We start from the raw sequence: 12,468 nt of genomic DNA, 5'->3' as shown, positions 1-12,468 counted from the left end.
AGTACATCTATTCAACATATATGCCAAAAAGCAATTAAATAATCAATTTTTAAACCACTCGTCACAAATTTGAATGATAGCGGCAACTAAATTAAAAAAGACAAGGAATATTATCATGCTCTAAAAGTCGTTGATTTTTGATTTAGAATACAAAATGGATTATCAAATTATACAAAATATTAATAACTCCTATGTTTACTTTGGTATACGCTTTATTTATTACGTGCAGATTCAAACACAGTTTTTGTCTTCATCAAACTAACTAGAAGTATATTATTAATCCCAAATAGACAACAATGTGAGGTAAAACCTAGAGATATTTTATCGTCCTGTACTAAATCTGCGCCTTCGTGAAGTAAAGATGGATCCATCTTACAAGAATGATTGCAAAAACCATCATTCACTCATTAAATATGTTTAATAGCCTCGAAATTATATAAACAGGTGAGTCTCGTGCCAAGAAAATCTCGCATTGACGAATCAAATGGTACTGGGGGAACCTATGGTAAAGAAGCCTCCAAAAACAGTGAATTGCCTTTCAAGAGCAACAACAAAAGTAAAAGTCAAAGGATTGTAAATAGAAAGCCAAGTAATAGGTTAACTAATAACATAAAGCGCGAAATAAACTCTAGAGATTTTAATTATAAAAACGAAACGGATCAATTTACATTGGATAGAATAAATCTCAAGATAGTCGAAGAGTTGATAACTAACGGAGACATAAAGAGCTCGGAAATCGCAGCAAAGTTAAAGATCCCGTTATCTACAATCCAGAGAAGAAGAACCCGTATCGAAAAATCACTTTTAAGGAAAAAATATCATATGGACTTGACACTATTAGGATACAGGACCGCTCAGATATTTGTGGATGTTCAGGGAGGAAGAGCCAGAGAAACTGGAGAAGAACTTTTAAAAAAATACGATAGGAATGTGGTCAATGCGTCAACAAGAATAAACTCTGGTAATAATTTATGTCTTGAAGTAGTTTACAATGGGTCTGATGAACTGCATTTTTTGCTAGAAGAGATAAAATCCCTACCATTAGCTACGAATGTTGACTGGTCAGAACAGGTCATGGTCATAGGCGATAATTTGTCAGGTATTATTAGGAATAGTTTAACTGATAAACTGAATCATATTCATGCAACCAAAATATCGGTTTGACGCAAGTTTCTTAAAGTCTTCTTTATCCTAACTTCTAATAGCATCCGGATAAGCCAAATTAGCATAACAATGAAGGGCATAATCAGTTTATTTTGATAATACGCACATCAAATGATGAATTATTTAGGATTCTCAAACACATAACTGGATTTTTTTAAGGTTATTGACCAACAGCAATAGTATTTTTGTGAGGCAAAAACTCATCTAAATAACACCAATACCTATTTTTTAAAATCATGAATTGCATTACATCACCAGTATGAATGAGTTGATAATATCAAGTAATTTTTTGATGCAAAAAGTCACAAAATGTCTAAAAGATATACTTAAATCTCATTATATTTAAAAATAAGATGCGAATTGCCAAGGCGACTAAATGCATCAGCGAACGGAAAAAAATCAAAGTTCATACAGCAATCAAATGGCGATTATGATGAAGAATCTCAAATAAATTCTGAGAGACGGAAAAGAAAGGGTCAGAAATTCGAAGAAAAGAAGGGATCAACCCCGATACTAGATAGCATTAATTTGGGTATAGTGGAAGCCTTAGTCAATAATGGAGACATAAAGAGCTCAGAAATCGCAGCAAAACTAAAGATCCCGTTATCTACAATCCAGAGAAGAAGAAGCAATTTAGAAAAAAATTCTATACTAAAAAAGAATTATACTTTGGACTTTAAAAAATTAGGACTTAGGATATCTGAAATCTCGGTTGCAACAAGAAATGGAGAAAGTCAAAATGTAATGAATGTTTTTTACAATAAACATAAAAAAAATATAGTTAATATGGCTTTGAGGATTGGAAATCCAGATACGAACATTTCTTTTCGAGTAGCCTATTCAGATTCAATCGAATTATTTAGTTTGCTTGAAGAAATCAAGGAAATGGAAATGGTTAGCATGGTAGAATGGTCAGAGTACATAACGGAAAAAAATAATAAGGAAATATCTTTTTCCGATCTAGTTTAATCTTTGGTAAATAATCAAATAAAAAAAACGAGTACATTTTAGAATGTCTCCTCCCTGCAGATGTCATTTTACTGGGGTTATAGTGAAATTTTAATTTTAAATTTAAATGACTTATTGTTATTTTCCGAATTGTAATATTTATCGATTCAAACTCATTGTATTATCCGCGGTAAACAAATATTGCATGGATATGGTTAAAAATGACTAACACTCATAATTATATGAGTTGATAAATCAGAACACCGGCTCTAATTACAGTCCAGTTATGAATGTTGATAAAATAGATAGTGAAATAATAGGACTTTTGTTAAATGGAAAAAATAATAAGGAAATATCAACTAAAATAAGAATTCCTTTGAGCACAGTACAGAGAAGGGTTAGAAATTTAATTGCCAAGAATTTGGTTACTTTTAATTCACAAATAAATTATCCTAAATTTGGCTTTAAGGTTGGGATGCTGCATATATATTTAGAAGATGGGGATTTTGAAAGAATAGCTAATAAAATAATGGAATTAGACGGTGTTACATCTGTTGAAGTCCATATAGGTAACTCAGATTTAATAGCAAACGTAGTTTACAGACGCAGTATTGAGTTACTTGAGCTAATTGCAAAGGTAAAATCCTTTGAGAAAATTGATAAGATTGTATGGTCTGAAACGGTATACAAAATAAGCTCAAGTAAAGTCCCTATAGTACTTAATTTATTAAGATAACAAGTGAAGAGCCTGACTTGACCAATTCCTATTTTAGAAAAGTATTTTGAAAAAAATCAAGTTGGATCTGCTTTAAGGTCATGTCATATTTACATCCAAAAGCATAATAGTTTAAACTGTACAATTACAGCTAATCAGAACCCATGTATTGTTTGTTTTTTCCTACCAAGATTCAGAAGGAGAATACATTCTCCGGTAATTGAATATGGCCACCACGGAAAGGTCGAATTCAACTCCAAAGATACAATCAATGGGTCTAAAGTCTGTGCCATCCATATTTTTCCTCAAATTCCCTTTTACTTTAAAAAAGGATCAACTTGCAGCAATAGACTCATGGGTAGAAAATGGTTTTCGTGGAACTATACTGTATAGTACAGGAACTGGAAAGACTGAGATTGCATTTGAATGTGCCAAAAGGTTAATGTTTGCATATTCACGTTTTCCCAGGTCAGATAAGGAAGCAAAGTATGATTCACTTGATGAAACTAGTCACAAAGTAAAAAGTAGCGAGATTGACGAACACAGAAAATGCGATTCCGCTGAGACTTTAGGATCTGCAAGAGAAATTGGTACGCATTACTCATTTTTCAATATTTTGATACTGGTACCAAGAATTTCATTGATTGATCAAACAATTAAAAGACTGATATCTTATGGAGTTCCCGAAGACAAAGTCGGGTCATTTTATGGGGAACGCAAAGAAAAAAGAGAAATAATAATAAGTACATACAACAGCGTTGTTAGAAATCCGATTTTAATTAGGCGATCTACTATGGTTATTTTGGATGAGGTACATCTAATAAAAGACACATCGAAATCTTTTGTGAAATTATTCGACTATTTAATAGAAGATCCAAAAAAAGGTGTGCTGGGATTAACTGCGACCTTGGACGAAAAGGATCAGAAAAATAGTACAATTATGGCAGTAATACCTCCGATAATTAAATATCCCATCAAAATGGCCGTTAGGGACAATAGATTGGCCAAGCCAATTATTATCCCGGTGAAAGTTTCTCTATCGGAAGAAGAAAGAACAGAATATGAAATGTATACTACAAAGATAAAGAATATTTCGAATCGCTTTAAGCGGTATGATGTCGAATCCATGACCAGATTGTTAAGAAGGGGTGGATTTGCAAGCGGGATGGCAAAAGCATGGTTTTCGAATGTGAGAAAAAGGAAACTTCTGTTGAGTTATGCCAATAACAAGTTATTAACAGCATGTCACATCGTCGAGAATAAGTTTCCTGATGAAAAAATAATGGTGTTTAGCGAAACAATAGAATCTATTCAAAAGTTAAAACAGATCCTCTTAGAAAGGGGAATTGAATCACAGATTATAGACGCAAAAGTGCGTACTCCAGAAAGGCAAAGAATTCTAAACAATTGGGGAATTACATTTAATGTATTACTTTCAGTGCACACTTTGGAAATAGGATATGATGTACCCCAAGTCAGGATAGAAATAATACTTGCTACCACTTCTAACATAAACCAAATAGTCCAGAGAATAGGAAGGGTGTTAAGAAAATATGAAGGCAAAAGTATTGCATTGATTTATGTTGTGTACATTCCAGATACAAAGGATGACAATGTAATTGATATTGTTGCCAAGGCTGTTTCTCCAAATACGGATTTGAGCATCGGTACAACACCGCGATTAAAACAGAAAGAAAAATTAGCAGAGAAAAACAGATGTGAAATCTCCATAGATAGGGACAAAATTGAAAATGAAGATGCACCTCAAACGGAGAAAAGGAAAAACAGTTCTCCTTTGACAAAAAAGAAATATAGCAGTGATATCTTACATAGGAAAGTCATAAAATTAATAAAGCAAAAGGGAAATGAAGATTATCGAGTAAGAAGAATCAACAGGGCTTTTCAAATAGTAGAAAATAGTCTTAAAGAAAAATCTCTAATAACAGAACAAGTTGAAAACGACACACGATCCGCAGACATTAACCATGACTATCGTCATTCAGAACTGAATTCAGAGAATGAGGCAAGAATTTATAAAGTCAAAAGTACATCGGACAAAAATAAAACATACATTGTTGACCTTGATAAATTAAGTTGTACATGCGCAGATTATCTATTTCGAAATTTAAAGTGCAAACATATATTCGCTACTGAATTTACGCGCGTAAACTAACAAAATTTGAGTTGAACAACTCTTGACAAGTATCATGTCTTGTTACCTAAATATTTTTTACAAAGAGTATCTCATCAATGAATAAGGCTGGATCAGTCTTTATATAAAATGTTAATTTATTTCATTTACATAAGATGAACTTTCAAAAAACTTACCTTTCTAGTGCAAGGTCTTATAAGACTTGCGAAGGTAGGTCTAGAACTGATTCATGTTTTGGTGAAATCAAATTGGTAGCAGTTAAATGGAGATGGACACAATAGCAGTTCCTTTTATTGCTGTGGCCTCTCGAAAGTTAGGAAAAGGTAACGTATAGGAATCGAAAGTATATGAAAGTTGCAACTAGTGATAATAAAAACGGGAAGAAAATTATAATGAAAGCTGTAATCCTCCAACCGATACTCATGTCTTGTTTTGAAGGCGTTACTATTTCCAATCTATGCTCTACTATATCAAGTATAATGCCCATTGACAAAGACTCGATCAAGAAATATTTATTTTATATGATTGAATTCAATTTAATAACCTATCAGGGAAAAATCAAATCATTTTTTATTGCAAATGACGGTATTGAGTTATTACTTCAAATTGAATCAATGAAGTCGAGAGAAAATTTGAACACTAATCAAATCTTTCTTCAAATAAATGAATTTAAATGACAAAAAAATAAACCTTTCAAAATTACTTTTGATTATCAATAGTTTCTTTACTTGCGGAGCAACTTCATTTGAAAGTCCACCCTTATCGACTTTGACAGAATTAATTATCAAAACTAAATCATGAACAAGCAAGTCATTTCAAATAATGTACGTATATCCAATCTAAAAATTGGGAAAATTAACATGAGATGAAAAAATTTGTCAACAAATCTGAAAAGATTATGAATTCATTTGAAATACCAATTCAAGAAAGGATTTTGAATGTTGTCATAATTATAGGTTAACTAATAGTCCGAATAGTTACTGCTCAATTAATAATGATTTTTTGCATCACCACAATGGTTAAATATGTTAAAGAAAGATTGATAATGAATAGTAATGTCGTCAATTTCAGTACTAGTCGTGGATGATGAAATTGAATTGGCAAACCTTTTTAGGACTTGTCTTCAAAAAGTTGGTTTTGAGACTATATCTTTTACCGATCCTAGAACAGCATTGGAGTATATTAAAGATAATTTCAATACATTTTCATTGATATTAACCGATCTCCGTATGCCCCACATGTCTGGTTTAGATTTGGCAGTGGAGATAAGAAAACTTGACGAAAAAATCAAAATTGTTTTAATAACTGCATTTATGACAGAGGACCTGATCGACGATTTTAAGTTCAAGAATGCAAAAATAGATAGGGTAGTGCAAAAACCAGTCAAATTAGCGGAATTAAGAAATTCAGTAGCACAAGATATTGAAGCAGACATTGGATGCTTAATTTTGTATTGACATTGGTACTGTATCATCGTAGTTGTACCAATTTTGAATAGTATGAAGACATAGAAAAAAAGATGGGATTTGATTAAGATTTTAGATAGCGTTTGAACCGATTCAAGTAATAACTTATATTCCTTCTATCCTTTTTGTGGGGTTCTAAATTTTCGTTCATGAATTTATTCCTTCATATAGAACAAAATAGATTAGGATATCAAAGTAATTGCAATAATCTCTAACTTTGGAATTGGTTACTATTTAGTATGTTCAAATCAAATACACATCAGAAAGTTGACTTTATTCTAACAATCGTTAAGGTAATAGAATGTTGACAAATCACACATATTCAATTTTATTTCTCTTCTCAAAAACGATATTGCAAAGAATCACTAAAAAGATCGTTTCAATAGATGATGAAATGCACTTTCACAGTAAAAAGTACTATCTAAAAAAATTGATTTTCTACAGACAGATTGACTAGAGTGTCAGTTCCCATAAACGCTTATAAGAACGGAGTATGTGCTTTTGTTATGTAGATAAGTTCTCTTCTTTTGCCTCTTTTTCAAGACAATCTCTCAATTTCGTTAGGTGTTTTTCCTTGTCTTGTTTAATTTTCCTTCAGATTTCTGCCAAGTTGTCTTTACCGTCGTTTTGAGCATCCTCAATGTATCTGTCAACTGTACTATACAAGAAATCTGCATCTTTACCCAATGCTGACAAGATGTTGTAAATCGAATTTGACAATTTAGTAGACACTCTCGATTGGGACTGCTGTGGTGAAGTCATTAACAAAATCTAGGTGACAAAGTTTATAATGATAAAGCATTTCATTTCCAGAACCCAAAATGATTTCCTTAAACAATTTTTTGATGTGAAAACCAATCCTAATGAAAAGGCTGGTTATTCTTATAGTATCAGAAGATTAAATAAAAAAGTTATTATTTTGAACTACCTTCGTTTTCCTCAAAACATTTTTTGTATTCATAATTTGCTGATCTTGCATTAAATATTTAGTATTATTTGGTTTACTACGCCACGATAAGTTACAATCATAAGTTTGGAAATACAAATCAGTTGCATAACAGAAAAGTATTAGTGTTGTTATTACATAATAGTAAGTCGACAACATTTTCTTGCGTATTTACTAAATTTTTGAAACCAAATCTTGTTACCATTTTGAAATCCGCCAATATTGTTGTTAATCTATAATATTTAACATATACTGAACAATTTAGATTAGATTGAAAGGAATTTTGTTTGATATGGATGGAGTATTGCTGAACGCAATGCCCTTTCATGCAGATGCATTTCAAATTGCATTCAGAGAGTTAGCTGGACTCGACATTGACAAGAGAGATGTATACCTGCTTGAAGGTATGCCAGGTCCAGATTTAATAAAAGAGATTCTGAAAAAAAATGGTAGCAGTAGTTTTTCTGATGAAAATTTTATCAAGAAAATAAGCGAACGCAAAAAGGAGCTATTTAAGAAGAACGAAAATTCAAAACCTTTTGAAGGTGTAAGAGAATTATTAAGTTCTCTAAAAGGTACCAACTGTATTAAGGCTGTCGTAAGTGGTGCATCTGAAAATGAGGTAAAATCGTTATTAAAGAAAAATCACCTGTTAGAAAGTTTTGACCTTGTGATATCAGGTGAGAACTTGGAAGAAGGGAAGCCAAGTCCCGAACCTTTTGTAACTGCTCTTAGGAAGTTGGATCTCAATACTGATGAAGCACTGGTGGTAGAAAATTCCCCTTTGGGAGTTAAGGCAGCGGTCAACGCAGGTATTAGATTCATTATAACCCTCAATAATTCCCCATTAAACCTTGAGGATTTTCAAAATTTGCCTAAAGACATGAGAAACCTAGATAAAATAGTATTTAAGGATACAAAGTCTGCCGCAGATTTTTTAATTAAATGGAGTGAGGGTATCTCTGATGGTGGTGCTGATAGTGTTACTAATAGTAAGAGTGGCTGAGTTGCTTAGGCGGTGCTGATGCCAGAAGTAATGGTTTGGATAGTCCTTAAACTAGAAATGATGTAGTATTTTTATTATTAGGAAACTGCCTCTCTTGCCATATCTAGGCATATAGTTAGATGACCCCTTTCCTGCCTTAATATTGACCTTACCGTATTACGAAGTTTTCTGTTATTGAACTTTTTTGAAATGACCTCTAAAACCTCATAGTGAGCCACTTCACCACCTTCTGCCAAACAAAGAAATTCTAATCCTTCAGACTTGTCAGGATTTTCTCCCAAATATGTTTTCATTATTTTGGTGGCTTTCTTTTCGGTCTCCTTTGCGGTATCGTTCACAGTTTCTATATTTATTTTGATCTCTTCATCATTGGCTAGTTGATTTACAACTTCCAAAAGTTTTTCTTCGTGGGAATTTGCTTCATCCTGTATTTCTTTTGTCTCATCCTTGTCACCCGAGTCGAGTAATTTCATAGCTACCAATTCATCTACTGCTTTTTGAGCAGCTCTTTCTAGTCCTAATACCTCTCCCAATTTTTTTTCCAAATTCTTTATATCCGCTTTTGTTGATCCAGACTTTTTTGAGTTAGACATTCATTTGGTTTTAAATATAATAATTTAAATAATTCATATCATAATTAGAGCAAGGTTCTTCAATTAGGATCTCCAATACCTTCAAGTTTTGTTGTAATATCGAGTTTCAGGGGCGATAGTCTAAGCATATTCTAAATTTGCTAATCTTATAATAGTTGTTGCAAAATTAACCCGAATAAACTCGTTTCCATAGCGGCTATTTCCACTACTGTGACAACAGGGATAAAAACAGAATAAAAATACCAATCTATCTGTTCAAGGTAAGCGCTAATTGAGAATAATTGAATTTAATAATGTAGCATTAATGATAGGACATATGAATTGAATTTTCTAGTCAATAGATATTTTTGATATAGTTTATTTGAACCACATACAATAGGTAGTCAATAAGAGAGTTGAAACGAACAGTGGATTATGATAAAGTGTTTAATAAGATTTCTGAATTCATGCGCACGGAATATGATTCCAGAAATGCAAACTGCGTAGTAATCGGAATAAGTGGTGGCATAGATTCAACTGTTACTGCATATGTGGCTGCTAGATCTCTTGGTCCTAAAAGGGTTTTAGGACTTTCACTTCCTGATTACTCAGTCACCCCTAAAATTGATATAAAGCATGGAATAGAGATATCCAAGATTCTTGGAATAAACTATAAAATAATTGAGGTTGGAAGAGGGAAAAAAATGATAACAAAAGGATTCCCCAATGACAAACTGGCAAGAGGCAACTTCCTCGTTAGGCTCAGAATGGCAATCTTGTATTATTTTGCAGCTGTAAAGGGTGGATTGGTGGTTGGTACGGCAGACAAAAGTGAGTTACAATTGGGTTATTTTACCAAGTATGGGGATGGTGGAGCAGATATTTTTCCTATTGCAGATTTATACAAAACGGAAGTTAGGGAATTCGCAAAATATCTAGGTGTACCTGACTCCATAATAAGAAAGAAAAGTAGTGCTAGAATTTGGAGAGGTCAAACCGCGGAGGGAGAAATAGGTGTCCAGTATGAAAAAATAGACATGATCTTGAAAAAAATTAAGTATGACAAGATTTCTAGCGAGTCAAAACTTCCTAATATTCGCGGAGTTACCAAAAAAGATATTAAAGCTGTTATCGATTGGATTCAAAGTAATCGCCATAAGCATGAAATCCCAATACCCATATGTAAGTTAGAATAACATAATTATTGAATTTCAAATAATTTAGGAGTGAAATGTCTACAAGTCTTTATACTTTTCTTATTAAGACACACCAAGCAAAAGAATAGTCAATGTAACTATTCTACTAAAATCCAAGCCGAGTCTCGATAACACCTATATAGATTTTTCTCATTGAAACTTTCTTCATAAGATAAATTTCAATAATTTTATCGATAGGAAATAGATTGGGACAACTATATTGTGTGAATAATTTTTAAATTTAGATAGATTTCTAACTCCTTAATTGGAATTTATCTTACTTGCAACATGATGTAGTAGAATTTTTGCTTAGTCTATGAGAACTAGAAGGCAGAGTCAATACATTGGATTTGTAAATTAAAACATTATTATGCTAATTATAAAAAAAAGCGCTTTCAAAAGGTATCTATTTATGAATTTAAAATTGTAAAATATCAATAATGATTTAACATGATCACCAAAATCTTCAATTTTTAGATATGTAATTTAAGCGATTTCAATTAATACGAGTAGTACTATTCATATACCTGTCGCTATAAACAGTTAGATTTATATCAAAACCGTCTTTGTTGTTCTATATTATCTGATGCTTGATTGTCGAAGACCCAATATCTTTACTTTGGCCCAGAGGGCATAGGTTATTTAGGAGAAAATGCTCAATCAAAAAATATAGGTGATAAGGTGTGGATAGATTTACAGGACCCATCTCCAGAGGATTTGCAGTTTATTAAAGATAAATATAATTTAGATGAAGATAGCATAAAAATTACAGAACAACAAGCTAAAAGACCCCAAGTAAGAATATTGGACGATTGTATCTTTAGCATACTTTTGGATATTAGGTACAAGACGCTCAGAAAACTCATGATTTATGGAATCTATATCTATATGGGTAAAGATTGGCTAGTCACAATACATACGTCTGAAGTTGACATCCTTAGTCCTATAAAACACGTGATGGAGAAGAAAAACAAAAGACTTTTAGAATCGAACATACAGGCTGTTTACTATACTATAATAGATGAAATCATAGGTAGATATGAACAACTTTTAACCTCGGTTGAACTTACAATTACTGATTTTGAACAAAAATCTTTGATAAAAAGGACTTCAAAGGGAATGCTCGAATACTTAGATATTGTTACCAGGCAACTTATCATAATAAGAAGACATTTTTGGTATACTCGAGATATGATTAATTTTCTCTTGCATTTGCAGGAAGATGTAAGTAAAGAACTAAGATATTTGAAGATTGCATATGACGATATTACTCAAATAATAGATTTGATAGAGTCCTATGGAGACACAATAAACTCTACCAGAGATTTGTATCTAGCAAACGTCTCACTACAACTCAATGATACAATGCGAATACTAACTATTTTTAGTGTGATCCTTTTGCCCTTGTCATTGATTGCGGGGGTGTATGGAATGAATGGATTGGATCTTACAAAGTTAGGTGAAATCCCTTCAGGCTTTACAACAGTATTGGTAACTATGGTAATTATAACATCATTATTATTACTATTCTTCAAACAAAAACGATGGATATTTGACAATAAAAAAGATGAAGCCTTTGAAAAAGGAGATATTTAAACCAGAAGAGATAAATTGTATTTTTTTAGTTTGATATCGACCTTTGTTATACACTGTCTTCATTCACAACGAAGGATCTTTACTATTTCCTATACTCTATTGGATAATACATGCTACTTGTTCAAATGTAAAGATATTATAAGGACTGAGCACTTTTTCACTGATCAAACCTACTCCACCAAAATAAATTCCCCATTTATTTCGACAGCAAGACTTTTCTGTTTTAGCCTATCACGAATTTTTTTTGCATAATTAATTACTTTTTTTTCATTTAACTTGCTGGTATGTACCTCCGCTCTCACATACTTTGCTGGTTCGACTTTTTTTTCAAAATATCCGTCAAATTCAATTAATGACATCCCGTCAAATTCTTTTGATAAACCAGTGATAACTTCAAGATACCCTTCTACCCTAGGTAGATAGAATTTTATGGAATTTCTTAGCCTTGTAATTTTGATTTTTTTTGACTTTGATTTAGACACTACCACTCTAATTTGTTATTGTACAATTTATCCAGTATACATCCAAAACTGTGTGTGAAGAGCGAGAGGGACTTAAAGTTTGAGATGTCCAAATAATCAAGATATTATTAGGGTGGATTTATATTTGAAACTATTATAAACATTAATTTACTTTATATCTAAGTTAATTTGCTCACAACTTCAAGAAAGCCAAGAGAAGCATCTAAATTGGTTGAATTTTCTTCA

Annotated in this window: 12 protein-coding genes; 9 read left to right on the top strand and 3 right to left on the bottom strand. The window is 32.2% G+C overall.

What is annotated here, in order from left to right:
• The first annotated feature begins 453 nt into the window (after positions 1 to 453).
• From ACMT7R_RS11675 to ACMT7R_RS11650, 6 genes are all read left to right on the top strand, one after another.
• Entirely contained in the window at positions 454 to 1,164 is a 711-nt protein-coding gene (locus ACMT7R_RS11675; protein WP_415312116.1) for an Lrp/AsnC family transcriptional regulator, read from the top strand.
• A gap of 360 nt (positions 1,165 to 1,524) precedes the next feature.
• Positions 1,525 to 2,133, top strand: coding sequence for a winged helix-turn-helix transcriptional regulator (locus tag ACMT7R_RS11670; RefSeq protein WP_415312115.1), 609 nt, complete (start codon positions 1,525 to 1,527; stop codon positions 2,131 to 2,133).
• A gap of 265 nt (positions 2,134 to 2,398) precedes the next feature.
• Positions 2,399 to 2,848, top strand: a complete 450-nt coding sequence (locus ACMT7R_RS11665) for an Lrp/AsnC family transcriptional regulator (RefSeq protein WP_415312113.1) — start codon at positions 2,399 to 2,401, stop codon at positions 2,846 to 2,848.
• 205 nt (positions 2,849 to 3,053) lie between these two features.
• Positions 3,054 to 5,000 carry a DEAD/DEAH box helicase gene (locus tag ACMT7R_RS11660; protein ID WP_415312111.1) on the top strand — a complete coding sequence of 649 codons (1,947 nt, stop codon included), beginning with the start codon at positions 3,054 to 3,056 and terminating at the stop codon, positions 4,998 to 5,000.
• A 326-nt stretch (positions 5,001 to 5,326) separates the two neighbouring features.
• Complete coding sequence (locus ACMT7R_RS11655) at positions 5,327 to 5,656, top strand: hypothetical protein (protein WP_415312109.1); 330 nt, start codon at positions 5,327 to 5,329, stop codon at positions 5,654 to 5,656.
• 378 nt (positions 5,657 to 6,034) lie between these two features.
• Positions 6,035 to 6,436 carry a response regulator gene (locus tag ACMT7R_RS11650; protein WP_415312108.1) on the top strand — a complete coding sequence of 134 codons (402 nt, stop codon included), beginning with the start codon at positions 6,035 to 6,037 and terminating at the stop codon, positions 6,434 to 6,436.
• Between the two features lie 603 nt (positions 6,437 to 7,039).
• Here ACMT7R_RS11650 and ACMT7R_RS11645 read toward each other — a convergent pair.
• Complete coding sequence (locus ACMT7R_RS11645; RefSeq protein WP_415312107.1) at positions 7,040 to 7,207, bottom strand: hypothetical protein; 168 nt, start codon at positions 7,205 to 7,207, stop codon at positions 7,040 to 7,042.
• Positions 7,208 to 7,662: 455 nt separating this feature from the next.
• Between ACMT7R_RS11645 and ACMT7R_RS11640 the strand changes: the two genes are divergently transcribed.
• The gene (locus ACMT7R_RS11640) at positions 7,663 to 8,397 is read left to right on the top strand and encodes an HAD family hydrolase (protein ID WP_415312105.1); all 735 of its coding nucleotides are present in this window, start codon (positions 7,663 to 7,665) and stop codon (positions 8,395 to 8,397) included.
• A 77-nt stretch (positions 8,398 to 8,474) separates the two neighbouring features.
• On the opposite strand, the gene ACMT7R_RS11635 is transcribed toward ACMT7R_RS11640, so the two are convergent.
• Positions 8,475 to 8,990 carry a hypothetical protein gene (locus ACMT7R_RS11635; protein ID WP_415312104.1) on the bottom strand — a complete coding sequence of 172 codons (516 nt, stop codon included), beginning with the start codon at positions 8,988 to 8,990 and terminating at the stop codon, positions 8,475 to 8,477.
• A gap of 407 nt (positions 8,991 to 9,397) precedes the next feature.
• On the opposite strand from ACMT7R_RS11635, the gene ACMT7R_RS11630 reads away from it, so the two are divergent.
• Together ACMT7R_RS11630 and ACMT7R_RS11625 are read left to right on the top strand one after the other, a co-directional pair.
• Positions 9,398 to 10,165, top strand: coding sequence for an NAD+ synthase (locus ACMT7R_RS11630; RefSeq protein WP_415312103.1), 768 nt, complete (start codon positions 9,398 to 9,400; stop codon positions 10,163 to 10,165).
• A 594-nt stretch (positions 10,166 to 10,759) separates the two neighbouring features.
• The gene (locus ACMT7R_RS11625; RefSeq protein ID WP_415312102.1) at positions 10,760 to 11,761 is read left to right on the top strand and encodes a magnesium transporter CorA family protein; all 1,002 of its coding nucleotides are present in this window, start codon (positions 10,760 to 10,762) and stop codon (positions 11,759 to 11,761) included.
• A gap of 170 nt (positions 11,762 to 11,931) precedes the next feature.
• Here the strand turns inward: ACMT7R_RS11625 and ACMT7R_RS11620 are convergent, their stop codons facing one another.
• Positions 11,932 to 12,243 (bottom strand): hypothetical protein, encoded by a 312-nt coding sequence (locus ACMT7R_RS11620; RefSeq protein ID WP_415312101.1) that lies wholly within the window; start codon positions 12,241 to 12,243, stop codon positions 11,932 to 11,934.
• Positions 12,244 to 12,468 lie beyond the last annotated feature (225 nt).

This window comes from Candidatus Nitrosocosmicus sp. FF01, from assembly GCF_047711275.1.
In the GTDB taxonomy this organism is placed as follows: Archaea; Thermoproteota; Nitrososphaeria; order Nitrososphaerales; family Nitrososphaeraceae; genus Nitrosocosmicus.
This window is presented reverse-complemented; position numbering and strand designations above follow the sequence as displayed.